This window comes from Spongiibacter nanhainus, from assembly GCF_016132545.1.
GTDB classification, from domain to species: domain Bacteria; phylum Pseudomonadota; class Gammaproteobacteria; order Pseudomonadales; family Spongiibacteraceae; genus Spongiibacter; species Spongiibacter nanhainus.
The window spans coordinates 223,472-249,391 of the sequence record NZ_CP066167.1 but is presented as its reverse complement, the minus strand read 5'-3'; the positions used below and the strand labels follow the sequence as shown (position 1 = coordinate 249,391).

The window sequence follows — 25,920 nt, the reverse complement described above, 5'->3', positions numbered from 1 at the left end:
AAAATAAAAAGGGGCGCCACAACGCCCCTTTTTTGTGTCAGCGCGAATTGCCCGGTCAGGCGTCGCCACGTTCAGCCAGCACCCGCTCGACCGTATCCACGATTACCTGAGTCTGACGATCCACTTCGATATTCACCCGGTCGCCAACCTCAAGGGCATCCAGATTCGTTACCCGGCGAGTCTCCGGAATCAGGCAGACCGACCAAACCCCCTGCTGTCGGTCCAGATCCGCCACCGTCAGACTGCAACCGTTAATAGCGATAAAACCCTTTTTAAACACATACTTGGCCAAAGCAGCTGGCAGTGCAAAGCTGAGAGTCAGGTTGTTTTCGCTCTCCTCCCGCGCAACAAGCGCCGCTGTGCCATCAACATGACCAGAGATCAAATGCCCACCAATCTCCGCTCCCTGTTTGGCAGAGCGCTCAACATTGACTCGGTCTCCGCGCTGTCGCTCGCCAAGGGTGGTGAGCTGCAAGGTTTCCTGCATAGCATCAAAGGACACCGCCGCCCCGTCGATTCCGGTCACGGTCATACACACCCCGTCCAGCCCCACGCTGGCACCGATGGTCAAGCCCGCCAGCAGCGGCTCAGGCAGGTCGAGGGTCAGTTGGTGTAGGCCCGGTTTGCGCTCGAGCCCCGTCAGTGGATACGCACCGTGGACGATACCTGTATACATACTTCCCTCCTGCAAATTCACCGGCCCCCATCCAGGCCATAGCGTCGACCCAAGGGAGCTGCTAGCATAATCATTTTACGATTCAGCACCACTACCCAACCCACCGGAAACCCAGCATGAAGCGAGTTATCTTCAACCAGAAAGGCGGCGTCGGAAAAACCAGCATCAGCTGTAACCTGGCGGCGATCAGTGCCTGGAAAGGCATTAAAACCTTATTAATTGACCTGGATATTCAGGGCAACAGCAGCGAATACCTGGTTGGGGACCAATTTCGGGATCTGGACGACAACGCCGCCGACTTCTTTAAGCAGAAGCTATCCCTGTTTGGCAAGAACAAAGCCGCCGGCGACTGTATCTACGAAACCGAGTTCGACAACCTCTACCTGATGCCCTCCAACCCCGAGCTGGCTGTCATTGAGCGGGAGCTGGAAACCCGTCACAAAATCTACAAGCTGCGGGATGCCCTCAATAAGCTACAGGAAGAGTATCAACATATTTACATTGATACGCCGCCGGCCCTCAATTTTTACAGCCGCTCAGCGCTAATTGCCGCCGACAGCCTGTTGATCCCCTTCGATTGCGACAGTTTTTCCCAGGGCGCACTGATGGGCCTGCTGGAAACCGTTGAGGAGATTCGCGAAGATCACAACCCCGACCTCAACCTTGAGGGCATTGTGGTCAATCAGTTTCAGTCCCAAGCCTCGCTGCCGCAACAGTTGATCGAAAGCCTCAAAGAGCAGGGCCTGCCGCTGTTTGAGCAATACTTGAATAGCTCGGTCAAGATGAAAGAATCCCGCAGTCGGCAGATTCCGCTAGTGCATATGGCGCCCTCTCACAAATTGACCCAACAGCTTCTGGCCCTGCACGAACAGCTGGGCTCCAAGCAGAAAACCCAGCGGGCCCGCAGCGCCTAGGGCCTACCAATTACCTCGCCGGGGGTGAGCTTTCCACCCCCGACGACGGCTCCAATCCCACTTTGCCGCTTTTGTCGACGGTAATGCTGCCCAGCCCGAAGTTCTTCACATCGGCGGTCAAACTCAATACATAATCCAGCTCGGAGGTGGAGTTGGACATAATGCTGCGCAGCAGACCGAGCCCGCCAAAAAGATTGACCTCGACTGGAATGACGATATCGACCCAGTCGTTGGCTGGCAGCGACACACCCTCGGTAAAACGCCCGGTGGCCACATCGTTACCGGCCAAGTTAACCGAGTACCGCAAGGCCCCTAAATTAAGAGCGAAATTATTGGGGTTATCGAGTCGCAAACCAATTTTAAGCTGCTGTTGCAGACCGGTGTTGGGGCCCAACGCCAGGCTGGTAATGGCCACGTCCGGTTTATCAATAGGGCTTAAACTGGCACAGGCCGACAAGCACCACGCCATCACCACCAACAGAATTTTTTTCATTTTCTTGCCACTCCCACTCACTTCAACACCAAGCCATAAACAGGTCATAAAAAAAGGGGCGCCAGTTGGCACCCCTTCTATGACCACATTCAGCGGCTTTTATTGCATCGGCAACAATTCAAGCTCTACGCGACGGTTCTGAGAGCGTCCTGAGGCGGTGCTGTTATCGGCGATAGGGTCCCGGGGGCCGTAGCCAGTGGCGCGAATACGCGAAGAGGGAATACCCTGATTCATAAAGTAACGCGCCACGCTCTGAGCTCGGTCTTCAGACAGCGATTGGTTAGTCTGGAAGCTACCGGTGGAGTCGGTGTAGCCGTTGATTTGCATCAGCGTCTTATCGAACTCCTTGGTGACCAGTACCACGCTGTCCAGCACCGAGTGGAAGCCACCTTGAATGGCGGAGCTGCCAGTATCAAAGGTGATATTGCCGGGCATGATCAACTTGATGGAGTCACCCACCCGCTGTACACGCACGCCAGTGCCTTCGAGGCGAGCTCGCAGCTTGGCTTCCTGGCGGTCCATGTAGTAACCGTAACCGCCACCCGCGGCGGCGCCTGCGGCGGCACCGATCCAGGCACCTTGCTCCCGGTGGTCTTTATCAGACACCGCGGCACCCAAAATGGCGCCGCCCAAGGCGCCCATACCGGCACCCTTGGCCGTGTTACTGGTTTTTTCCTCGCCAGTGTACGGGTCGATCGAACACGCCGTAGCCAGTACGGCGGCCGCTGCAACTGCGATCCAGCGACCTGTTAAGACTGTCAATTTCATGGTTGCCCCCTTTACCTTAATTTTCTTTACGGTTGCGATAACTTCAACTTTTGCACGTTTTGCAATTTCTTGCACTTTGCTGGCACTTTCTTGCACGTTAGGGATGACGCGATGCTGTCGAGCATTGTCTAGCCTGCGCCCCCTCTTGTTACGTCTCTGTTGCGTTTCTGTCTCGCCACTGGCCTTTAACTGTGGCTACCTGATACCGGCAAAAACCAGTTTGCGCCTTTAAGGCAATAATGGCACAGCCTCAGGAATAAATAACATATCAATATTAACAATCGCTTAACTGGAACTCTTTTCCATTTCCGCTATCGCCTATGACAACGCCGCTTGGCCTTCAGTTCGACAACCGCTACCCATCGTTCTCTACCAGTCGTTGAGAGGCGCCTCCCACTTGCCGTTGCCGTCGGCATCGATATAGATCGGATTACTCAGTGCCAAGGGCGCCAAACCCGGCATCAGCGCGCGATAGCGGGCAGAGGGTTTGCCTCGCACTTCCACCACCAAATAGGCATCGCGATCGGCAACCACTTCCACGGTCACGTGGTCGCCGCGCCGGGTAGGCAGCTGGCGGTAGATTTCACCGTTGAGCCAGACAGTAAGCGCCTCCACCGGTACCCAGGGCGCCGCATCAATTTGCACATGCAAACTGCCACGCCCCCCTTTAAAGGTGCCGCCCAAGCCAACCCGTTGCCGCCCCCGGTCCCGCAGCGTCAGCTGCAGCAGAGGTCCGGTGGTGAGAAAACTGCGACCTTCGGACAGCGCCGCCACCAGGCCACGCTGAGACACGGGCAGTGACTCGCTATCGGGCATGTAAATGTAGTTGCGGGGTGCAGCTACCACCCGCCCCAGGCCGTGGGAGTCGCTATTGCCGGTCGCGGTGCGGCGTGCACCCTGATTCAGCAGCGAAAACCAGTCCTGTCGCTGTTGTTCGTAGACCGCCATGTCATCGCCATTGAGTACTTCCAGCATATCGAAGTCGATATCCCGGGCACCGCTCTCTCTATCCACCTCCAGCAGGCTGAGATTGGGCTCACTGTCCAAGGATTGAGTAGGATCATAGGAGCGGCCGATAGACAGATGATCGAAAAAGGCCAAATCCCGGTCGATGCCCTTGCTGGCGCGGGGGTGGTTCAATTGAAACAGCGAGCCCGGATCCCGGGCTTTGACCTCGGCAATCACCTCCCGCAGCGGGCGATTCTCAATCCGCGGAATTCCCCCGGCGTAGGCGCTGGGATCGGCTTTTACCGGAAATACATTGCTGTGGCCGATGGTATAGGGCGCGCCGGGGGCTCGGGCCAAACCGGTCAACTCGCTCCCCACCAAGACCTGCACCTGGCCCTCCAGCCCCATCTGCTCCACAACTCGACGCTGATCGACAATGCGGTTGTGTTCACTGGCTACCAGGATTTCCGCCCCCTGGGCTACAAAACTGCGCAGTCGCTCATCAAAAGGCAGTGTGGAATCAAAACTCGCACCGCTGTGCACATGCAGGTCGGCACTGCGCCAACCCTCGGCATCCCAAACCCGCTTGGGCGCTACAATTGGCAGCTGGCTCTGCTGCCCCGCCACCACCGTGAGCAGGTACTCACTGACACCGTATTCCAGCCCCCGGGTTACCAACACCCGGTACTGGCCTGCGGGAAGCTCGACCTCTGCCGGGTCAGAGTCGACGCCAGCCAGGTCGATGCGATTGCGGGCGGATAGCGGCGGCAGGGGATGCCCACCCTCGCTAAAGCCCAATAAGTCATCGCCAAAACGGGGATCAGGCGTCTCACCCAGACCTTGTACATATAGACTCATAGCCACCCCGCTGGGCAGGGCCAAGCTACCGCGCTCCTTAAATATCCAGCGACCACTGTCGTTACGCTGGTCCGCCACCGTCAGCTCCCGGGTGCGCTGCTCGCCCCAGGGCGTACTGGCAGTAATGCGCAGGCGCGTGGCCCGGGCCGGCACACGGATATCAAAACTGCCATCGGGCGCAGGGCGTACCTGGGTAACCGGCCGGTCGTCCTGGTCCCAAACCGCAAAGGATACCCCCCGGTGATCGCTGTAACCCCGCAGCTTGGGGCCGGCGTAGATTTGGTCGGTAATCGCAGCCACTTCAGAGCGGTCGCCGACACGCACGTGGAGCTTGACGCTCAAACGCTCACCCTCGCGCAAATCCATAAAGCGGTTTTGCAACATCGACAGCATATTGAGCCGTTCGCTTTGAAACCAAAGCGGCCGGGTCATCCAGCCGTGCAGGCTGTAATCGGGAAACACCGCGAGAAAACGCGGCAGTGTTAGGCGACTGCCGTTGACTTTAATCAGCTCCGCCGAACGCAGTTGCACGCCGTAGCTGATTTCAGTGGCGTAATCCGTCGCGCCGACCAGAATATTCCAGTCGGCAGGCATCAGGCCGTTAAGTAGCGAGCTGGTATCGTGGCGGTCAATATCCCGCTGTTGAAAACCCAATGAGGCGGTGGGGTTATAGGAGGACAAGCTAAAAGGCGTCAGCGCCCGCTGAGAGTGCAGCGTAAACAGTCCGCTCATGTGCAGCGGGCTGCCGTCACCCACCCGTTCCAGCAGGATATCAAGCTCCAGTGCATCGCCGCCTTCCCGCAGCCGATAGGTAAGCGTCTGGCGCAGACCGTCGCCCTGCCCCACAGCAATAATCTCCGCCACCTCCCCATCCAGGTTGGCAGAAATCTGCTGAACCGGAATGGCGGTCTCTTTGGCCAAGCCCGTCAACACATTGGCGTAGGTCCACTGATCGTCGGCGCGGTCACAATACCCCAGGTCGATAAGCGTGCCACCACCACTGACAATACCCGCATCGTGCCCCACATCGCTGATGGCCGCGCAAAGAGTGCCGTCAGACAACCACCAGTCACCGATACCGGCAATCGCATCGGGGCCGCTGCGGGGAAAGCTGTCCAGGTTGTCGGCGCGGATTCGCGTCGCCCGCAGCAAGGAGGGTTTTTGCTGTGCCGCGGCTTTTGCCTCATCGGTGAGAAACTCCGCGAGCCCCTTGGCGGGCACTCCGGTGGCCGGCATTCCGGTGGCCGGCACGCCCTCCGGCGACGCGTTCTCGGCAACCTGCGCCTGGACGCCGACGAGGGCCATGGGCAGCGTCAGAGACAGCGCTGCAGCCAGTATTATTTTTTTCATCATTAACTGAAACCTCGTGCCCGCTAGACGGGCGCCGTCCCTGTCACTTACTGCACAGTCCCGTTTTGCGGCGTTGAGCGCTGCACCGACACGGCCGGCACTTCCTCGGCAAAACGGCGGTCGAGAAACGCCGCGGCACGCTGCCTCCTGGCCTCATTGGGGGAGAACAGCGATTCCAAAAAACTGTGTACGGCAATGGTCGTCAACTGCTGTTGGCGTATCGGATTCATCGCATCGACCAGGGGCTCAGCACACAGCGCCGGGGCGTCAGCCGGCATCACCCCGTCCTCGACCCGACCCAATTCGTCGCTCCAGTTTTCATCACTGCCGTTTTCCAAGCCCCGCAATACCTGCTGGCAACCCAGCCAATCCGGGTTACTCATAAAACGAAAGTAGCGAGCCACGTCGACAAAGCCGGTGTGCGAGCCCCGATCGATGGTCACCAACACACTGCCCGGCACCCGCTGGGGAATGTCTGCAGCATTGGCGCGGTAGGCCACCATGGGATCGATTGGGGAGGCCACCATCATAAAAGGAACCGCCCGGTGGCGGAAAAATCGCGGCGCCAAATTGAAGCTGGGGCCCGCCAATGACACCGCAGCATCGATTCGGGGGTCACCCATCTGCGGATGGAAGGCCACCAGAGTGGATGTCAGGCCGCCCAGCGACAGCCCTAGCGCCGCAATGCGGTCTTCATCGATAGCGCCGTGGAATTGATGACCGCGCTCCCGGTGCCAGCTGAGCAGCTGATCCAACAGAAAACTGATATCCCCGGGCTGGTTGACCACGTCTTTGACCAGCGCACCACCCGGGGCCCCCATGCGACTCAGTGGGTAATCCATGGCCAATACAATATAGCCGTGACTGGCCAGGTGCTCCGCCAAATAGCTACCGCCGGTGCGGCGGGACATAAAGCCGTGGCTGTAGACCACCACCGGGTGCTGGCCATGAAGGGGTTGGGGATGCCAGATACGGGTTTTGAGTTTGCGCTGCTCACTGCCGGCAAAATCGCCATGGGCCTGGGTGGGGCGGGTGGTATCTGTTAGCGTAACGTCAAAATAGCTGACCTCATAGCTGCCCGCCGACAACCAGCGGGCGCTGTCCGAGGACGATGGCAGGGGCTCCGGCAAACCCAGCCACCGCAGCACGGCCGCGGAGGCGGCGACCAGTACCACTAGTAATATCAGAATCTTCTTCAACATTGCTGCGCATCTGTAGCAGATACAAGGTGTTATAAAGTATCAACTCCAGCGCCTGAGCACTACCTCCACGGCACTGCCAACAGCAATAATTGAGGACTCGGCGCGCCGCCGGCTAAAACCGGGCTGACTCGCCACTCCATCTGGCCCTCGCCATTTACCCTCACCGATCAGTGCTCTACAAAAGCCCGCTCGATCACATAGTGGCCATACTCGCCCTTGCGGGTTTCTTTAAAGCCCAGGCCATCCAGCAGCGCACAGCTATCCTTAAGCATCGCCGGGCTGCCGCAAAGCATAAAGCGGTCCTGCTCCAGATCCAGCGCTGGCAGACCGATATCCGCCATCAGTTTACCGCTGGCAATCAAGTCCGTCAGACGGCCACGGTTGTCGTACTCCTCCCGGGTAACGGTGGGATAGTAGATAAGCTTGTCCCGCACCACCTCGCCAAAATACTCGTTGTTGGGCAAGTGGTCGCGGATAAAGTCCTGGTAGGCCAGCTCATTTTCGTAGCGCACACCGTGGGTCAGTATGATCTTGTCATAGAGCTCATAGACCTCGGGGTCCTTGATGATGCTCATAAAGGGCGCCAGCCCGGTGCCAGTGGCCAACAGATAGAGGTGCTTGCCCGGCAGCAGGTTATCGGTGATCAGGGTGCCGGTGGGTTTGCGACTGACCAGCACCTCGTCGCCGACCTGGATATTTTGCAACTGAGAGGTCAGAGGACCGTCGGGCACCTTGATGCTGAAGAACTCTAATTCCTCTTCGTAGTTAGCGCTGACTATGCTGTAGGCCCTCATTAGTGGGCGGTCTTCCTGCTCTATACCAATCATGGTGAAGTGGCCGTTCTTAAAGCGAAAGCCGGGATCACGACTGGTTTTAAAGCTGAACAGGGTGTCGTTCCAGTGATGCACGCTGGTCACCCGCTCGCGAATAATATTGCTCATGACGTTACTGCCTCCGTCGCTCACAGTAAGAGTATTTGCGGTTAGGCTACGCCCCGACTATGCTATCGGCAAAACAACTTATACTCATGTGATTAATCGGTTTATCAAATATGCACTATACCCTCAGGCAGTTACAGGTCTTTCTGGCGGCGGCCCACACCGAAAATATCACCCGGGCGGCAGAGAGCCTGGCGATGTCACAGTCCGCGGCATCCAGCGCCCTTAAGGACCTGGAGCAGCAGTTTTCCATCCAGCTTTTTGACCGCATCGGCAAGCGCCTGCAGATCAACGAGCTGGGACGGGCACTGCGCCCCCAGGCCGAGTCGCTTTTGGACCAGGCCCGGGCGCTGGAACAGGCCTTTCGCCAACACGACCAGGTGGGTGAATTGAAAGTGGGCGCCACCCTGACCATCGGCAATTATATGGCGGTAGACATCATGGCGGATTTCATCAGCCGCTACCCCCACGCCAAGGTCAAACTCGATGTCGCCAATACCGCCACCATCAGCCAGCAAGTATTGAACTTTGATCTGGACATCGGCCTGATCGAGGGCGAGCTGCATCACCCCGACCTGGAGGTGACCAAATGGCGGGACGACGAGCTGCTGATTTTTTGCAACCCTCAGCACCCCCTGGCCAAGAAAACCGCGCTGACTGATAACGACATCCTCAGCGCCCAATGGATATTGCGGGAGCCCGGCTCCGGCACCCGCCAGGCCTTTGACCGAGCAATGAACGAATTGCTGCCCGAGATCACCATCCGCCTGGAGCTGCAGCACACTGAGGCCATCAAGCGCGCGGTGGAAACAGGCTTGGGCGTGGGCTGTTTGTCCAGAGTGTCGCTGCAATCCGCCCTCGACAGCGGCCGACTGGTCGCCTTGCCCACCCCCGGCAGAGACCTACGGCGCAATTTTTACTTTATTCTGCACCGCCAAAAATACCGCAGCGAAGGCATCCTGCGTTGGCTGGAGCAGTGTCAGAGTAGCGTTTAACCCGGCGGCACCTCAGCGCAGCTGCTTGAGGATCTGGATCAAGTCGGGAATAAACTGCAGATAGCCACTGTATTGCCACAGCCGCTCCGATAGCGGCTGCCGCACATCCCGGTGTACCTGCTCCACCATTTTTTGCAAGCGCTGCCGGGTTCGGTAGCGATTGAATCCGTACTCAATAAAGGGGGACAGAATCGGTGTGGCGGCAATGACCACAGCAAATCCCGCCAGCGCGCCACTGACTGCCACCCAGCCGGGCACGCCAAACCAACTTGCCCACAGCGCCGACAATGCCCCTTGCTGGCTGATATACACACTGCTGGCCGCCGACACACCAATCAGGGACGCACTGCCAAAGGCGATTTTGTCGCTGACCGCCCGCCCCAATAGCCCCAAACTGAAAAATAACAACAGGTCCCGATTGCTATCGTGGCGCTGGCCCCACTGCGCCACCGCCAGCTGCAGGCGCCGGGCTGCCTGCTCGCTATCGTAGGGCGCCAACAGCGCCCTCAGCTCGTCGAACTCACGCTGGTGGTAATCCGGATGATGGCGCAGGTGCTCCAGCATTAGCGCCTGTAAGCCCGGCAGGTCCAAGACCTGCTCCGCCATTACCGCCGCCACCGCCTGCTCCTTGCCAGTGAGTGGCCGCGCCGCCTGCGACTTGCTGCGACGCACGGTGTGCCAAAGCGCTCTAGGCGCCGCCAATAAATCCGCCGGCACATCCCGTCGATGCTGCCAGTGGCGCCCCAACACGGCACGCAAGGAGGCAAAGTGTTGGCGATAGGCCCGATCGACCCGCTGATGGGCACCGGCAAAGTGATCGTCAATAGCGTCCAACAGTTGCGATTGCCACTGCTCAGCTGATTCTGTCGCCAACTCGTCTGCCGATCCTGATGACGCTGTATGTTCAAATTCCGACATTCTGTAAAAATGCCTTGTAAGGCTATGACATTACAAACAAAATAAATCTCAAACCATCAACTGTCGCACTGCCATGTCTGACCCGACTACCGACTCACAGACAAACTACGTCAAGTGGTTCCGCAACTCCGCGCCCTACATCAACGCCCATCGCGGCAAGACCTTTGTGTTGATGCTCAGTGGCGAGGCGGTTGCCCACGACAATTTCGACAACATTGTGCACGACATTGCGCTGCTCAACAGCCTTGGAGTGCGCCTGGTACTGGTCCACGGCGCCCGACCGCAGATCGAAGAGCGGGTGGTCCAAGCCGGTTTGCAGAGCCGTTTCCACCGGGACCTGCGCATTACCGACGAGCGCGAGATGCGCTGCGTCACCGATGCCACCGGTTCACTGCGCAGTCATATCGAGGCGCTGCTATCCATGGGGGTCGCCAACTCCCCCATGCACGGTGCATTTATCCGGGTCAGCAGCGGCAACTTTGTCACCGCCCGTCCACTGGGTATTCTCGACGGTGTAGATTACAAACACACCGGCGTAGTCAGGCGCATCGACGCCCAAGGACTGCAGCAGCAGTTACACCAGGGCCAGATCGTTATTTTATCGCCACTGGGTTACTCCCCCACCGGGGAGATTTTCAATCTCACGGCGGAGGACGTCGCCGTCCATACCGCACGGGCGCTGCAAGCCGATAAACTGATCCTGTTCACTGCCGAAGAGGGCCTGCTCAATCACCAGGGAGAGCTGATCGAACAGTGCGAATACCGTGACGTCGACAACCTGGTAGCGAAAAACACTGCCCTGGGCAGCGACACCATTGTCCAGGCTGCAGTTAATGCCGGCGACCTGGGCATACAGCGCTGCCACCTTATCTCATACCGGGAGGACGGCGCGCTGCTCAGCGAACTGTTTACCCGAGACGGTGCCGGCACCTTGATCACTCAGGAGCATTTTGAGCACTTGCATACCGCGTCCATCGACGACGTCGGCGGCATACTCGCCATCATTGAGCCCTTAGAACAGCAAGGCGTGCTCCTGAAACGCTCCCGGGAATTGCTGGAAACCGAGATCGAGCACTTTAAAGTACTGGAACAGGACGGCATGATCATCGCCTGTGCCGCCCTCTACCCCTATCCTGAGCAGCGCAGTGGTGAGATAGCCTGTGTGGCTACCCATCCCGACTACCGGGGTGCAGACCGGGCCGAGCGACTGCTGGCAGAGCTGGAAAAAGCCGCCGCCAGGCAGGGCCTGAATCAGGTGTTTGTGCTCACTACCCAAACCGCACACTGGTTCCAGGAACAGGGCTATGTGGAGTGCCCGGTGGATGATCTGCCGCCAGCAAAACGCGAGCTCTACAACTGTCAACGCAACTCCAAGGCCTTTATCAAAACGCTGGCGTCATGAGAATTCCACGGATCTATACTAGCCAGCTGCTAAAGGCGGGCGAAGAGCTGGCGCTGGAAGAGCGGGCCGCCCATTACCTGGGTCAGGTGCTGCGTATGCGAGTCGGCCGCGAGCTTGTGCTATTCAATGGCGATGGCTTTCAATACGCCGCCCACCTCACTGCGGTGGATAAAAAACACATTCGCTGCCAGCTCGGCGAACGGCAAAGCGACATTTGCCCGCCCTCACCATTAAACCTCACTCTGGCCATCGGCATCTCCAAAGGTGACCGCATGGATTGGGTCATTCAAAAAGCGACCGAACTGGGCGTGACGGCGATAGTGCCGCTGTACACCGAGCGGGTCGACGTCAAACTCAACGCCCAGCGGCAGGAAAAAAAACAGCGCCACTGGCAACAAGTGATGATCAGCGCCTGCGAACAATCGGGCCGCAGCGAGCTGGTAGATATCGCCGAACCCGCGCCACTGATTGACTGGTTAGAGCGCACCGAAAAAACCGAACCACTGCGACTGGTCCTCCACCCCGACAGCGAAGCGGACCCTACGTCCAGTGCCGATTTAAGCAGTATCTGGTCGGGGGAAAGGCCGCGACAGGTGCAAGTCTTGGTGGGCCCAGAAGGTGGGTTTGAGGACAGCGAAGTAGCCCGCTGCCGGGCATTGGGCTTTTACTGCTTGCAGCTGGGGCCCCGCATTATGCGCACCGAAACCGCGCCACTGGCGGCGCTGAGCATACTGCAATACCACTGGGGCGACATGGGAATTTCATAGATTGCAGTTAGTCAGAGGAATCCGGCTGGCGCTGCTGATAGGCATTCATGGCCTGCTGCTGAAGATAATCCCAATCCGGCACCACCAGGCTCTGCCCTGCGACCTTAATCATGCCCTGTATGGCAGGGGACTGCAGATCGTCAGGCACCTCCAAGGTTTCCACTTGGTCTTCGCTCAACTCCCAGTGGTGGGGCATCGCCGACACCGCAACAGCAAAGTGGCTCATTCCTTCGGCGCCGCCGATGGCATTGAGTACCGCCAACTGCCGGGCCCGGAACTGCTGGGGCAACTGGCCATCGCGCAGGGCTTCAAAGCTCAGCACAGGCAGTTCCCGTTCCCGCCAATTAGCAAAACCGAGCAAGTGTGGCGAAGACTCCTCCGCCTCAATACTGCCGGCCATCATCACCTCCGCCACACAATGGCTGGGTAATACCAGGGCGCTATCGCGAAGCGGCAGTACCAAAGTGGGCAAATACTCTTCTTTGACAGTGGCCGGATCGTTCATTACACCTCCACAGTGGCCAGCACGTCATCAATGGTTTTCAGCAACTGCATCTCCTGATACGGCTTGCCCAGGAAGGCATCAATGCCCAAGCCCTCGGCCCGCCGCCGGTGCTTGGAACCGGTCCGCGAGCTAATCATGATAATGGGGATATTTTGCAAGCGGGGGTTACTGCGCAGGCGCCCTGCCACTTCAAAGCCATCCATGCGAGGCATCTCGATATCCAGCAAAATCACGTCTGGCAGCAGCTCCATATCCTGTAGCTGAGTGACCGCATCCATGCCATCCCGCGCCAGCAACACCTCCATGCGTTGACGCTGCAGCAAGCGGGACGTGACCTTGCGTACGGTTACCGAGTCATCCACTACCATGACCCGTTTTTCGCCACTGTCCTCCAGGGCAAAGTCCTGCTCGCCACTGGCCAGCTGCCGAGCCGAGCTGGCGCGCAAGCTAGCCAGCATATCCACGATAATCACCACACTGCCGTCACCCAGCACGGTTGCACCGGACAGCCCCGGCACCGCAGCAAACTGCGGACCCAGACTTTTCACCACCACCTCGCGGGAACCCATCAGGCCATCGACCTGCACCGCGGTGGGCTGGTCGGCGTTGCGCACCAGCAATACCGGACGCTGCTCGGTACTGCTTTCCAAGTGGGGGTGGGCAAAGCCCAACAGCTGGCCCATATACTGAATCTGGTATTGCTGACCGGCGTACTCGAAGTCGGGACCGTCCTCTTGGTAGTACTCCTCCAACTCGTAGGGACTGACCCGAACGATACCTTCGATATTGTTGAGGGGCACTGCGTAGACCTCGCCACCCACGCTCACCATTAGCGCCCGGTTGACCGAGACGGTGAAGGGCAAGCGGATTTCAAAGCGGGTGCCCTGGCCGCGCTGGGAGTTGATATCCACCGAGCCGCCCAGCTGTTTGATTTCGCTGCGCACCACGTCCATGCCGACACCGCGGCCGGAAATCTGCGAGATACTGTCGCTAGTGGTGAATCCGGCGTGGAAAATATATTCCAGTAACTGGCGATCGGTAAGTTCGGCATCTTGGGTGATAAGCCCTAGAGATTCCGCCTTGCGACGCACCGCGTCCAGATCGACACCGCCGCCGTCGTCCCAAATCTGGATCACGACATCACCGCCCTGGCGCTCAAAGCGCATGGCGATTTCGCCCACTTCCGGTTTGCCGGCCTCCCGGCGCTGGGACTCGCTTTCGATGCCATGGTCAATCGCATTGCGCAGCATATGCTCCAGCGCCGGCAATATCCGCTCTAAGACCCGGCGGTCCATCTCACCGTCGGCGTTGTAGACACGGAACTCTACCCGCTTGCCCAATTCGCCGCTGACCTGACGGACACCCCGGCGCAGCCGCGGCACCATGCGCGCAAAGTGAACCATTTGCGAGCGCATCAGGCCTTCTTGCAATTCAGTATTAACCCGGGACTGCTGCATCAGCAGCGTTTCCATATCCCGGCTCTTGTCCACGACGGTGGCGCGGAGGTCAATCAGGTCCGAGGCAGATTCCAGCAATGACCGGGACAACTGTTGCAGCTGGGAATAGCGGTCGAACTCCAGGGCATCGAAACCCTCGGCACCCTCACTCTCGATCTGCTCCTGGCGGTGGACGATTTGCGCTTCGGTTTCCAGATCAATGCGGCGCACCTGGTCCTGCAGCCGGGATATGGTCATATCCATCTCGTCCAGCGAGAAGTGCATATCCACGACCTGCTCTTCTACACGGCTGCGGGCGATAGAGGTTTCACCGGCCAGGTTAATCAGCTGCTCAAGCAACTGGGCCGGAACCTTGATCATTTCCTGAGGCCCGCGACTGAGCTGGGCGGCCATCAGTACGCCTTCCGCATCACTGCGCTCCAGCGCCTTGGTGGCGTCGCTGGCGGCACCCACTACTGCTGGCGGAGCGTCGTTGTCAGCACTTGCCGTTGTGCTGCCTGGGGTGGCCGCCAAGTCGTCCTCTATGGGGCTAGTCGCTTCCGCTGTAGCTGGTGCATCATCGCCATCGGAAGTCTCAGCGTTGCTGGGCATCTCGCCCTTGGCCACCGCATCGACTGCGGCTACCAGGCGATCCTGGCGCCGCTGGGCATCCGCCAACAAGGCATGAGAATCGGTGCCAGTGGCTGCGCCATTGGCCAGCATGGTCTCAAAATCGTGACTCTGATCACCCAGTGCCGGCAACCCGGACAGGCGCGCCCCCCCTTTCAGGGTGTGCAGGTAGCGTTGAATATCATCAATATGTTGGAGGTTATCAGGCTGCTCACTCCAGGCGTGGAGAGCGCTATCCAGGTTCTCCAACAGGTCGTGAGCCTCTTCCAGAAAGATTTCCAGGATTTCCGGATCGATTTCCTCGTGATCGTGCTGAGCCGCGGGCGCGCTATCTTCTGCCGGCGTCTCCGTTTCGCTTACCGGCTCAGTGTTGGATGCAGGTTCTGGATCGGGCTCCGCAAATGTCGCCTCCGGGACAGGGATGTCCTCCTCCGCCGCGCTGTCCCGGGCCTCCGGTCCAGGGGCCGAACCATAGCCCTCCGCTGCAGACTCGTACTCCCGCAGCATATCCAACAGCCCGCTGTTTTCCTCAGCAGACTGCTCTGCGGCCAACTGATTGAGGTCGTCCATCAGCTGATCAAGAGCTTTATTGACCAGCCCCACAAACTGCTGATCGATAGGCGCCTTGGTATGACTGAACAGCACCTGCAGTGCCTGGGCCATTTCCGCCGTGGATTCGCTGCCGATCTCCTCGGCGCGGGTGGCGAACTGCCCCATGATAGCGGTGTAATCCGCCAACAGCTGACCGTCGAATTGCTCAGGCTGGGCCAACTGATCCATCAAATTTTGTATATGGTCCCCGAAGGTGGCCAAGAAAGCATTGAGCACGCCGGCAGGTATTTGCCCGTGTTGCCGCTGCGCCTGGGCTTGCTCGGCGGCGTCGATCATCGCGGCTGCGGTGGTGTTGACCCGGTTCACCAGGGCTTCTGGAGTTTCAAGCTCAGCGGCCGTACGAGTTTTCAGTTGATCGGTAAGGCGACGAGTTTCCTCCGCCACATCGGCAATCAGTGCAATCAAGTTTTCATCCGCCGCGACTCGCATTGACCGCAACTCTTTCACCAGCCCTTCCAGCGGCGCGATAATGCTGGCCACCGCCCACACTTCCGCCATTCGGGAAGCGCCCTTCAAGGTGTGCAATGAACGCTGCAACTCATCACTCAATAAGGCCGGGTAGGAGTACACGCTGCTGAGGTAGGCATCAATTTCCGCCAGGTGGACATCGGCTTCGGCGATAAAGACCGCGATCAACTCCTCTCCCTGTGAGGCGGAGTCGGTGAAGCGAGCATCCAGAGCAGGATCCTGCTGTTCGGCGAGGGCGGTGGCGGCAGCAATATATGGCTGCAGACGGGTGGCAGCCAGTTCTCGGTGCTGCTCCAATCCATTGATGAGCTCAGGCAGTATCGCCGTCACCTGCTCGACAACCTGGCAGCGAGGAAGGTCTAAAACAAAGCGCCCTTCGACGACTTTGTTGAGCATGTTTTCCACCGACCAGGCCAGCTCGCCACACTGTTCCGCACCGGCCATTCGGCCACTGCCCTTGAGGGTATGAAAAGCCCGACGCACATCGGCCAGCACAGCATCTTCGGGGGGCAACTGCATCAGTGTTGGTAGTGCAGCATTCAGTGTATCGACGACCTCCCGGGCTTCTTCTACAAAGATTTCCAGGACTTCTGGGTCGAGGACGGCGGGTTCTTTGCTAACGTCCTTTTGCTGCTCTGCGCGGCTGTCTTGAGCAGCCTCATTTGATGGGGTCTCGGTTGCCGCGGCTGTCGGCAGGGTAATGATGTCAGCGCTGGCGCGGCGGCCGGGAACCGGATAGCCCAGGCGCTCTACGTAGTCTGCCGCCGTTCTTAACAGGGCACTGTCCTGCTCAGTGTCTGCGACAACATTGCGCTCCAGATAATAATCCACCGAGGTCAAGGCATCCGCCAGGGCATCCAGCGTCGGCCAGTCAGGCGTGTTGCCTGCTGCAATCAATTGCTCGCCGATATAGGCAGCGCAGCGCTCGATAATCCGCGCCGGCTCTGGCATAGCTGCCGTGCGGAGTGCGGAAGACAACTCCTGCAAACGCGCCGGCAGATCTTCAAGTTCACGGGAGCGCCAGCCCTCTGCCACATAACTCATAATGGCATCTTGGGTATCTGCCAATACCCCCCGGCTTTGGCCAATCAGCGCGCGGCGGGCCTGGCGGTATTGTTGGCGGCGCTCTTCCTCCCCAACAACAGGGTCAACGGCCACTGGCGCCAGTGCCTCCTCACGCTGAGAGGAGTCCCGCAGAGTTTGGGCAAGACGATTCAAAGTATCGGCGGCACTTTGGCGCTGGATATCGCTAACATCACCGGATAGCACCTCGCCCACCGCTTGCAGCGTGAGCAGGGACGGCACCTCTCCCAGTACCGCCAGCGCGTCGCCGAGATCCAGACAACGCATACGCAACTCGGCACTGGCCGCGCCGGCGATCAACTGCCGCGCCAGATCGTCCAGCTCCTCCACCACCGCCTGGGCCGCAGGCTCTGCCAAACGGCTGCGCTGCGCATCGGCCTCCAGCAGGTTATCCGCTAATTGGTGGCGAGCCTTTACGCCTTTAACCAGCTCACTGCCAGAGCGGCTACAGGCCACATAAAACAGTAAATCCCTCAGCAGCGAGGTGGAAGCAGTGGCAGCTCGCTGCTTGTCGCCCAGCTGGCGCAGCTCGCGATCCAGCCGCCGCAGCAGTGAGACCACGGCCTCTCCAGCTTGATAGCCACCGCCAAACTCGCCTTGGCCAAGGGCTTCCAACAGTGCTGCACCGGCCAGCCACATATTCTGCGAGACCTGGCCCGCGCAGAGTTTGCCGGCCCGGGCGCAGACTTTGGAAAGATATTCCAGCGACCTTTGCGGGTCTTTACCTTCCAGATAGCTGCTCAGAGCAATCTGATACATTTGCCGCAATTTGCTGGTGAGTTCGGCGACGGTGCCACTATCGAGGCTAGGTCCCACCGGGCTGGCGGGAGCGACCTGAGTCAGCGGTGAAAACAGCACCGTCGACGACAACAGCACCTGCCCTCTGGCAGCGCGCAGGTCGTTAATCAGCAGCATCAGCGACACCGGCAGCTCGCAGCGGCCTTGTAGTCGCTGGCGAAGATAAGCCGGCAGGGTCTGCGCCAGCTGCCGCACAGCGGTCAGGGCGGCGGCCGCCGCCTGACCGCTCAGCGAACCATTAGCGATGTCGGCAACGGCCCGCTCCATCTCTTTGGCCAACAGCGCATCGCCGCTGAACTCCACCATCTGCAGGCTACCGGCAACCTGATGCAGCGCGCTCTGAACCTCGCCCAGCGCGTCATCCTCAGCGGTGGCAGCGCCGGCCAGGTGGGTTTCTATAACTGGCACACAGTGCTGCAGCGAGACCTCTATCTCGCCAAGCAGCCACTCCAGAGCCAGGAAATCCCGCTGCTGAGTCATAGCCAGACCTTGCGCTGTTGAGTTGCCATGGCGCTTTCGGGCTCCGCGTTAGTCGCTGCGTTCCGGCAGTGTAAAGCCGGCTACTGAACTGCGCAGGTCGTTAGTCATTTCCGCCAGCTCGCCGATGGAACGCGCTGTATCGGTGGTACCGGCAGAGGTCTGCGAGGTAATTTCCTGAATAACTTTCATGGTGGAGGAAATTTGTCCGGCGGATTTGGCCTGGTCTGCCGCCACGTTAGAAATGTTGTCAATCAGCTCCGCCAGCTCTTTGGAGACCGATTCAATTTCGGTCAGCGCTGCACCGGCGTCCTGGGCCAGACGTGCACCACGCACCACTTCAGAGGTGGTTTGCTCCATGGATACCACGGCCTCACTGGTGTCGGACTGAATCGCCTTAACCAGAGTTTCGATCTGCTTGGTGGCGCCGGAAGAACGCTCTGCAAGACGCTGTACCTCATCCGCAACCACCGCAAAGCCGCGGCCGGCATCCCCGGCCATCGAGGCCTGAATCGCGGCGTTAAGGGCCAGGATATTGGTTTGATCGGCAATGTCGTTAATCAGCGAGATAATGTCACCGATCTCCTGGGTCGACTCACCCAGGCGCTTGATTCGCTTGGAGGTTTCCTGAATCTGCTCGCGGATGTTGTCCATGCCGGAGATCGTATTCTGTACCACTTCGGCGCCGTTGTTGGCGATTGCCACCGAGCGCTGGGCCACCGCCGCCGATTCCCGGGCGTTGGAGGACACCCGGTCGATGGTCACCGCCATTTCTGAGATCGCCGCGGACGCACCGGCTATTTCCTTGGCCTGGCTCTCTGCGGCCTCTGCCAAATTCAATGCTGTCGCCTGGGAGCCCTGCGCTGCGGTGGAAACTTCCTGCGCTGTTTCGTTGATCTGCGATACCAATACCCGCAACTGGTCGATGGTGTAGTTGATCGAGTCGGCAATGGCGCCGGTAAAATCCTCTGTGACCGTCGCCGAGGTGGTCAAATCACCGTCAGCCAGGTCAGCCAGCTCGTCCAGTAGGCGCAGAATCGCCGTCTGGTTCCGCTCATTGGCGTCCGATGTTGCTTGCAAACGCCGCTGGGCATTGCGGGAAGAGACCATGCCCAGCAAGGCCAATGCAATAATGATCAGCGCAACAAAAACCACCGCCGTCGCGGGAGACAGCACTCGCTGATTACTCAGGTCGCCGATGCGCTCGGACAGATCCCCGGCTAACTGGAGGATTTCAGGCGCAGCGTCACTGATCGTCTGTGCCGCCTCTCCGGATTGATGAAGCTCTTGGGCCACCGCAAACACGGCGTTCATCTCGCTATTGAGAGCCTCAAACTGTTGTTGAATATCGGCGATGTCCGCTCTCGCACCACCCTGGCTGACCCGGGATATGCCGCGACCGCTGTCGCCCTTAAGCAGGCCTTGCAGCACCGCGCTGAATTCAGTGGCATCGGCAATGTATTTTTCGACCGCCAGGTGGGAGGCTTCGCCACCGCCCAGCATCACCACCACACCCCGGATCATCTGCTCCAGTAACAGGACCTGTCGCTGGGCCGCGGCAACGGTTTTTGGCCCCTCACCGCGCTCTACCAAGCCAGCCACAACATCCTGCATCTGCGCCTGCAAGGCCGGCACAGTGGTATTGAAGGCCGCCACGACCCTAAACAAGTTGAGAACCATATCCCGGTTATTGACAAGGGTTTCCGCCGCGGCATTCACCTTGGACCACTCAGTATTGAGACGCGCTACATCGCCCCCCAACTGCTCTGCGGCTGAGGGCAGGCCATCGCCACCTTCGACAAACTCACGCCGGGCCTGGGAAAAATTGCGCCGCGCCCGAGACACCACATCAAATGCTGCCGGCTCGCCTTTGGGTATATCCTGCGCGGCACTGGAAAGCTGCAGTGCGTAGAGCCTCATATCCCCGGTCAGCTCCAGATAACGCTGGTCGTAACCGGCGTCCCGCACCACGACATAGGTGTTATAGGCGGCACCTGCGAAGCCCACCAGCACCAGAAAAACCAGAATACTCGTGGCGCGGCTGCCCCGCCCGCTCCCTTGATTAGATTTCATGCGACCCCACTCCCATTCAAAAGGTAGCGTTCCCTTTTTTAATTAATTGCTTTAATTACGTGAAAAAACTGTTGTCAGCACGCCGGCACTTCACTACGCGGCGACATTGAAAAATTCTTGATCTTCCAGCATGTTCAGCGGTCGAAACAGCGCCCAACGCCGATCACCCTGTTGGTAACAACCCTGTACAAATCGCGCGACACCCGGATCGACCCCTTCGCTCTCGGCAGAAAACTCATCCGGTGAAAAATACTGCAGACCGAGTACCTCATCGACGATCATGCCGATGTAGATTTCACCGTGTTCCACCACCAATATGCGACGACTGACCCGCCCCTGGGCGCTGTCGAAATTGAAGAAGGCGGTCAAATCCATCAGCGGCAGCAAACGGCCCCGGACATTGGCGACGCCCTTGATCCAGCTCTTCACACCCGGCAGGCGCGTCACCGGCGGCTCTACCAGCACCTCGGCAATATCGCCGATAGGCGCTACACAGTAATGGTCGCCCAAGCGAAAACCGACGCCATTCCAGCTCTGCGCCGCGTCGGTATCCGCAACGGGAAGCAATGCGTTGGCCTCCCGAGCTCGGGCAGACAAGTCGAGAAGGTAGTGAAAGGGGTGCAGAGCCTCCGTCATGGACGCACCTGCTAACCGAGAACCGATTGAATGGTCTTCACCAGCTCTTTGCCATCAACCGGTTTGGTGAGATAACCCTTGGCGCCCTGGCGCTGCCCCCAAAGGCGGTCGGTTTCCTGATCTTTAGTGGTAACAATAATGATGGGGATATTGCTGGTTTCCGGGTCCCGGCTCAGTTGACGAGTCGCCTGAAAACCGTTGAGGCCAGGCATGACGACATCCATCAGAATCACATCTGGCGATTCCTGCCGCACCATCTCGACCCCTTTCTCGCCACTGTCGGCAGTGAGCACATCGTACCCACTTTTGCTCAAAATCTGTGACAACTTTAAAACTTCAGTCGGCGAATCGTCGACTATCAATACCCTCGGCATTCTCTCACTCCAAGTACGGTGCCCATTGAGAGATACACGCTCCCGTTACGGCGCCCCAATTTTAATAATACTGTTTTATCGCAAGCTCTCTACGGAGCCCTTCGTACTACTTGTCGACGACAACTTACCCGGCCACTCAGCCAAGGGGTGCAGTGGCCGACCACAAGCCAGCTACAGCATTATGCTGGCGAGCTGGTTACGTGGGTTTGAATAGCCTCCAGCAATTCGTGTTTGCTGAAAGGCTTGGTTAGATACTGGTCCGACCCAACGATACGGCCTTTGGCCTTGTCGAACAAGCCGTCCTTGCTGGACAACATAATCACCGGTGTCTTTTTAAACTCGCTATTATTCTTGATCAATGCACAGGTCTGATAACCATCCAAACGCGGCATCATGATGTCGACAAAAATAATATCGGGCTTGCTGTCGGCAATCTTTGCCAGCGCATCAAAACCGTCGATCGCCGTGATCACCGTGCAGCCTTCTTTGGCCAACAGCGTTTCGGTGGTGCGCCGAATCGTCTTGCTGTCATCGATGACCATGACCTTCAAATCTGAAAAATTGACTTCCATAAAATTGTGAACCTTGTATGGACGGTTGCCGTTAGCGCTCCAACCTTCCAATGTCGGGCGAACAAGCGCAGGCGTTTTATTGTGCATTCCCGCACTGCCGTATAATCAAGCCCCAAATGTTTAACACGTAACGGGCCGATGTTCCATAGCTCCGCAGCAACTCCGATTAAATTGCGGCGGCTGCGGCAAAGCGCTATGTTTAACGCCCCAGCCTGAATGCTTCCAGTCCGGGGCAGTGATTTCTACCGCAATCGAGACAAAAAGGTACAACCATGACTCAGCGCCTCGGCGTCGTAATGGACCCCATTGAGGGGATCACCTACAAGAAAGACTCCACTCTGGCCATGCTTTGGGCGGCGGACCAGCGCAACTGGGACATCTACTACATGACGCCCGCCGACATGTACATTAGCGGTGGCGAAGCCAGGGCCCACACTCAGCGCTTACAGGTATTTCGCGACCCACAACACTTCTACGAGCTGGGCGCATCCGAAGACATCCGCATGGGTGACCTGGATGTCATCCTGATGCGCAAAGACCCACCCTTTGATAAAGAATTTCTCTACACCACCCACTTGCTGGAAATGGCCGATCGCCAGGGCGCCTGGGTGGTCAATCGTCCGCAAAGCCTGCGGGACTGCAACGAAAAACTCTTTGCCCTGCAGTTTCCCCAGTGCGGCCCCACCCACCTGGTCAGCAGAGATGCCAAAAGCCTGCGGGAGTTCCACCGCCAGCACGGCGATGTGGTCATGAAGCCCCTGGATGGTATGGGCGGCAGCTCGGTGTTTCACGTCAAGGCGGACGACCCCAATGTCGGTGTGATCATCGAGATTCTCACTGAGCACGGCAACACCACCATCATGGCCCAGACTTACCTCCCCGCCATCCGTCAGGGCGATAAGCGCGTTTTGCTGATCGATGGCGAGCCCGTGCCCTACTGCCTGGCCCGCATCCCCGCCGACGGCGAAGCCCGGGGCAACCTGGCGGCCGGCGGTACCGGCCGCGCCCAGCCGCTGAGCGATCGCGATCGCTGGATTGCCGAGCAAGTCGCGCCGGTGGCCCGGGAAAAGGGCTTGCTGTTTGTGGGCCTGGACATCATTGGTGACTCGCTGACCGAGATCAACGTCACCAGCCCCACCTGTATTCGGGAAATCGATGATCAGTGCGGCACCGACATCGGTGGTCAACTGATGGACTGTATCGCCGCCAAGCTGAAGCAGAAATAGTCGCTTATCCATGAGCAGTGCCGAACACCAATTCGACCGCGATATCCACGCACCGGAGCGGCTCGGCTTTATCATCTGCTTTGCCACTTTGATGCATTTGGCGGTGATTCTCGGCATCAGCTTTACCGCCGGCAGCGTGGACGCCCGCCTCCCCAGCCTGGAAGTCACCCTGGCCCGCTATCGCAGCCAGCAGGCGCCGGACCAGGCCGACTTTATTGCCCAGCACGACCAGCAGGGCAGCGGTACGCAGGGCGACAAAGCCGAACTTAGCAGTCGTCAGCAGAGTGCTTTTCACGACAATGCCGTGCCGGATAGCGACATCTTAAAGCTGGCCAAGGATGCCCCGACCCAGCAAGACGCACTGCTCACTACAGTGGGAGAGAGCCCGCGCCGAGTGCCCAGCAAAATCAGTGACGCCCCCGATACCGCCAGCCAAAAAGAGCGTTTTCAGGGCGAGGACGACCGCACCCAGCTCAGCGAGGATATCGCCGCTCTGGAAGCGCAGCTGGACGACCTCAACCAGGCCTACGCCAAACTGCCCCGCCCCAAGTTCATCACCTCGGTAGCCACCCGGGGCTCGCCGGACGCCCGCTACCTGCATCGCTGGGAAAGCCATGTTGAGGCGGTGGGCAATGCCAACTACCCCGACGAGGCCCGTCGCCAAGGCCTGGAAGGGGAGCTGCGCCTGCTGCTGATGCTCTTTCCCGATGGTCGCATTGACGAGGTGCGCATCCTCAGTGGCTCCGGGCATACCATTCTGGACCGCGCCGCCCACCGCATTGTGCGACTGGCCGCACCCTATGAGGCCGTTCCCGCCGAGGTGCTGGACGGTAAGAACCGGCTGGGTATTGTCCGCACCTGGCGGTTCGACCGGGGCGGCCTGGAAGCGCGCTAGCACCAGCAGCGGCCGGCGCCCGAGGCCAGTACCACAGAGCCCAGGCGAGCCTCGCGACTTGAAGTTGCGGCAAACTCCCCCATACTTAAATCATCAGCCATCTGCCCACAGCTCGGCCCCATGGACACAAACGACTTCCAATCCCTGCAAGATCATTTTCTGGTTGCCCTGCCCAGCTTGTGCGAGGGCATTTTTGCCCACAGCCTGATCTACCTGTGCGAGCACAACCCGGAAGGCGCGATGGGCATTATCATCAACCGCCCACTGGACATGCAGGTGGACGAAATTCTCGAGCAGCTGGAGTACGACGACTGCGCCCCCCATGCCGAGCCGGTCTTTGCCGGTGGTCCAGTGCACACCGACCGGGGGTTTGTCCTCCACCGCCGGGACCAGCGGCACTGGGAGTCCAGCATAGAGGTAAGCAGAGACATCGCACTGACCACCTCCCTGGACATTCTCGACGCCATAGCCCACCAGCAGGGCCCGAGCCACAACCTGATTGCCCTGGGCTATGCCGGCTGGGGCCCGGGGCAGCTGGAGCAAGAGCTGCAGGACAACACTTGGCTCACCCTCCCCGCCAGCCAACAGGTGATTTTTGACACCCCGGCCGATCAGCGCCTGGACGCCGCCCTATCGAGCCTGGGCATTAGCTTTGCCCAACTCGGCTCCGACAGCGGTCACGCCTGACACCTGTGAATAGCAAACCGCAAACACTGCTGAGCTTCGACTACGGCCTGCGTTGGATTGGCTGCGCGGTGGGGCAGACCATTACTGGCACTGCCTCTGGCCTACCAAGCCTCAAGGCCCGAGACGGCATGCCCGACTGGCAGCAGATTGGCGACTTACTCAAGCAGTGGCAGCCCCAACGGGTGATCGTCGGTCTGCCGCTGAATATGGACGGCAGTGAATCGGAGATGAGCGGGCGGGCGCGCAAATTTGCCAATCGGCTGCACGGTCGCTTTGGCATACAGGTGGAAATGGCCGACGAGCGTCTCAGCAGTTTCGAAGCCCGGGGGGATATCATTGCCGAATCCGGCAGTCGGGACTTTAAAAGCCAGTCGGTAGACAGTCGCAGCGCGGTGGTGATTCTCGAAAGTTGGATGCGGCGCTAATCGAGGGGGGTGTCCTCGGCACCCTCTTCCTCATCCGCAGCCAACAACCACAGGTCCAACTGCTCCCGCAGATCGGCGAGCCCGTCGCCCTTGGTGGCGGAAAACAGCTGCGCCTCCACCAAGCCGGCAACCGGCTGAAGTTCGCGGCGCACCGCCAGCAAGGTATTCATGGCGGCGCCGCGCTTCAGTTTGTCGGCCTTGGTCAACAGAATCCGCACCGGCATTCCCGCCTGCTCAGCCCAATTAATCATGGTGGTATCGAACTCCGTCAAAGGATGGCGGATATCCATCAGCAGCACCAAGCCCCGCAGCGACTGCCGGTGCTGTAAGTAGGATTCCAGATGACGCTCCCACTCCTGTTTGACCTTCAGCGGCACCTTGGCAAACCCATAACCGGGCAGATCGACTAGGCGCTGCTGGTCGTCGTCACTGACGCTGAAAAAGTTAATTAACTGGGTCCGGCCCGGCGTTTTACTGGTCTTGGCCAGCTTGCCATTGTCGGTTAGGCGATTGATGGCACTGGACTTGCCTGCATTGGAGCGACCCGCAAAAGCGACCTCTGCCCCCCGGTCCTCGGGACAGGCCTTGAGGGTTGGCGCACTGGTCATATACTGAGCGCGGCGGTAATTTATCGTGGGGATATCGGACATAAGGCCTTTTCGACGGTCAGAGCCAATAGGCAGCGGCAAAGTTGGGCCCAAATAATGGCCCCGCCACCAGCGAGTTGTGTATAATGCCGCAGTTTTCACGGGGGGTCATCCGTCGCGATGCGCGCATTCGACGACGCATCGGCA

General features: G+C 59.1%; 22 protein-coding genes. 8 read left to right on the top strand and 14 right to left on the bottom strand.

Going from position 1 to position 25,920, the window contains the following annotated elements; genetic code table 11:
* Positions 1 to 55: 55 nt before the first annotated feature.
* On the bottom strand, positions 56 to 676 hold the full coding sequence (locus tag I6N98_RS01215) for a riboflavin synthase subunit alpha (protein ID WP_198570015.1): 621 nt from the start codon (positions 674 to 676) through the stop codon (positions 56 to 58).
* A 116-nt stretch (positions 677 to 792) separates the two neighbouring features.
* Between I6N98_RS01215 and I6N98_RS01210 the strand changes: the two genes are divergently transcribed.
* Entirely contained in the window at positions 793 to 1,590 is a 798-nt protein-coding gene (locus I6N98_RS01210) for a ParA family protein (RefSeq protein WP_198570014.1), read from the top strand.
* 10 nt (positions 1,591 to 1,600) lie between these two features.
* Here I6N98_RS01210 and I6N98_RS01205 read toward each other — a convergent pair whose 3' ends face one another.
* The 5 genes from I6N98_RS01205 to I6N98_RS01185 all read right to left on the bottom strand — a co-directional run bounded on the left by I6N98_RS01205 (position 1,601) and on the right by I6N98_RS01185 (position 8,150).
* Positions 1,601 to 2,083 carry an LEA/WHy family protein gene (locus I6N98_RS01205; RefSeq protein ID WP_198570013.1) on the bottom strand — a complete coding sequence of 161 codons (483 nt, stop codon included), beginning with the start codon at positions 2,081 to 2,083 and terminating at the stop codon, positions 1,601 to 1,603.
* Positions 2,084 to 2,182: 99 nt separating this feature from the next.
* The gene (locus tag I6N98_RS01200) at positions 2,183 to 2,851 is read right to left on the bottom strand and encodes a YiaD family glycine zipper/OmpA-like lipoprotein (RefSeq protein ID WP_198570012.1); all 669 of its coding nucleotides are present in this window, start codon (positions 2,849 to 2,851) and stop codon (positions 2,183 to 2,185) included.
* Between the two features lie 369 nt (positions 2,852 to 3,220).
* Positions 3,221 to 6,010: a CehA/McbA family metallohydrolase gene (locus I6N98_RS01195; protein ID WP_198570011.1), complete on the bottom strand. Its 2,790-nt coding sequence runs from the start codon at positions 6,008 to 6,010 to the stop codon at positions 3,221 to 3,223.
* A gap of 44 nt (positions 6,011 to 6,054) precedes the next feature.
* Positions 6,055 to 7,209, bottom strand: coding sequence for an alpha/beta hydrolase family protein (locus tag I6N98_RS01190; RefSeq protein WP_198570010.1), 1,155 nt, complete (start codon positions 7,207 to 7,209; stop codon positions 6,055 to 6,057).
* Between the two features lie 167 nt (positions 7,210 to 7,376).
* Positions 7,377 to 8,150, bottom strand: coding sequence for a ferredoxin--NADP reductase (locus tag I6N98_RS01185; RefSeq protein WP_198570009.1), 774 nt, complete (start codon positions 8,148 to 8,150; stop codon positions 7,377 to 7,379).
* Between the two features lie 110 nt (positions 8,151 to 8,260).
* On the opposite strand from I6N98_RS01185, the gene I6N98_RS01180 reads away from it, so the two are divergent.
* Positions 8,261 to 9,142: a LysR family transcriptional regulator gene (locus tag I6N98_RS01180; protein WP_198570008.1), complete on the top strand. Its 882-nt coding sequence runs from the start codon at positions 8,261 to 8,263 to the stop codon at positions 9,140 to 9,142.
* A gap of 12 nt (positions 9,143 to 9,154) precedes the next feature.
* On the opposite strand, the gene I6N98_RS01175 is transcribed toward I6N98_RS01180, so the two are convergent.
* Positions 9,155 to 10,015 (bottom strand): hypothetical protein, encoded by an 861-nt coding sequence (locus I6N98_RS01175; protein ID WP_198570007.1) that lies wholly within the window; start codon positions 10,013 to 10,015, stop codon positions 9,155 to 9,157.
* 118 nt (positions 10,016 to 10,133) lie between these two features.
* Here I6N98_RS01175 and argA point away from each other — a divergent pair, with 118 nt between their 5' ends.
* The gene (gene argA / locus I6N98_RS01170; protein WP_198570006.1) at positions 10,134 to 11,462 is read left to right on the top strand and encodes an amino-acid N-acetyltransferase; all 1,329 of its coding nucleotides are present in this window, start codon (positions 10,134 to 10,136) and stop codon (positions 11,460 to 11,462) included.
* Positions 11,459 to 12,229: a 16S rRNA (uracil(1498)-N(3))-methyltransferase gene (locus I6N98_RS01165; RefSeq protein WP_198570005.1), complete on the top strand. Its 771-nt coding sequence runs from the start codon at positions 11,459 to 11,461 to the stop codon at positions 12,227 to 12,229. The genes argA and I6N98_RS01165 overlap by 4 nt, the downstream gene beginning before the upstream one ends.
* 7 nt (positions 12,230 to 12,236) lie before the next feature.
* Here I6N98_RS01165 and I6N98_RS01160 read toward each other — a convergent pair whose 3' ends face one another.
* From I6N98_RS01160 to pilG, 6 genes are all read right to left on the bottom strand, one after another.
* Complete coding sequence (locus I6N98_RS01160) at positions 12,237 to 12,734, bottom strand: chemotaxis protein CheW (protein WP_198570004.1); 498 nt, start codon at positions 12,732 to 12,734, stop codon at positions 12,237 to 12,239.
* The gene (locus I6N98_RS01155; protein WP_198570003.1) at positions 12,734 to 18,241 is read right to left on the bottom strand and encodes a hybrid sensor histidine kinase/response regulator; all 5,508 of its coding nucleotides are present in this window, start codon (positions 18,239 to 18,241) and stop codon (positions 12,734 to 12,736) included. The genes I6N98_RS01160 and I6N98_RS01155 overlap by 1 nt, the downstream gene beginning before the upstream one ends.
* A gap of 48 nt (positions 18,242 to 18,289) precedes the next feature.
* The gene (locus I6N98_RS01150; RefSeq protein ID WP_198570002.1) at positions 18,290 to 20,311 is read right to left on the bottom strand and encodes a methyl-accepting chemotaxis protein; all 2,022 of its coding nucleotides are present in this window, start codon (positions 20,309 to 20,311) and stop codon (positions 18,290 to 18,292) included.
* 93 nt (positions 20,312 to 20,404) lie between these two features.
* Positions 20,405 to 20,947 carry a chemotaxis protein CheW gene (locus tag I6N98_RS01145; RefSeq protein WP_198570001.1) on the bottom strand — a complete coding sequence of 181 codons (543 nt, stop codon included), beginning with the start codon at positions 20,945 to 20,947 and terminating at the stop codon, positions 20,405 to 20,407.
* Between the two features lie 11 nt (positions 20,948 to 20,958).
* Positions 20,959 to 21,321, bottom strand: a complete 363-nt coding sequence (gene pilH, locus I6N98_RS01140; protein ID WP_198570000.1) for a twitching motility response regulator PilH — start codon at positions 21,319 to 21,321, stop codon at positions 20,959 to 20,961.
* 179 nt (positions 21,322 to 21,500) lie between these two features.
* Positions 21,501 to 21,893 (bottom strand): twitching motility response regulator PilG, encoded by a 393-nt coding sequence (gene pilG / locus I6N98_RS01135; RefSeq protein ID WP_198569999.1) that lies wholly within the window; start codon positions 21,891 to 21,893, stop codon positions 21,501 to 21,503.
* A gap of 272 nt (positions 21,894 to 22,165) precedes the next feature.
* Here pilG and gshB point away from each other — a divergent pair, with 272 nt between their 5' ends.
* The 4 genes from gshB to ruvX all read left to right on the top strand — a co-directional run bounded on the left by gshB (position 22,166) and on the right by ruvX (position 25,126).
* Positions 22,166 to 23,119: a glutathione synthase gene (gene gshB / locus I6N98_RS01130; RefSeq protein ID WP_198569998.1), complete on the top strand. Its 954-nt coding sequence runs from the start codon at positions 22,166 to 22,168 to the stop codon at positions 23,117 to 23,119.
* A gap of 10 nt (positions 23,120 to 23,129) precedes the next feature.
* Entirely contained in the window at positions 23,130 to 24,014 is an 885-nt protein-coding gene (locus I6N98_RS01125; protein WP_198569997.1) for an energy transducer TonB family protein, read from the top strand.
* Between the two features lie 120 nt (positions 24,015 to 24,134).
* Positions 24,135 to 24,701 (top strand): YqgE/AlgH family protein, encoded by a 567-nt coding sequence (locus I6N98_RS01120; protein WP_198569996.1) that lies wholly within the window; start codon positions 24,135 to 24,137, stop codon positions 24,699 to 24,701.
* 5 nt (positions 24,702 to 24,706) lie between these two features.
* Entirely contained in the window at positions 24,707 to 25,126 is a 420-nt protein-coding gene (ruvX, locus tag I6N98_RS01115) for a Holliday junction resolvase RuvX (protein WP_198569995.1), read from the top strand.
* On the opposite strand, the gene yihA is transcribed toward ruvX, so the two are convergent.
* On the bottom strand, positions 25,123 to 25,776 hold the full coding sequence (gene yihA / locus I6N98_RS01110) for a ribosome biogenesis GTP-binding protein YihA/YsxC (RefSeq protein WP_198569994.1): 654 nt from the start codon (positions 25,774 to 25,776) through the stop codon (positions 25,123 to 25,125). The two genes, ruvX and yihA, sit on opposite strands and share 4 nt — an antisense overlap.
* Positions 25,777 to 25,920: the final 144 nt, after the last annotated feature.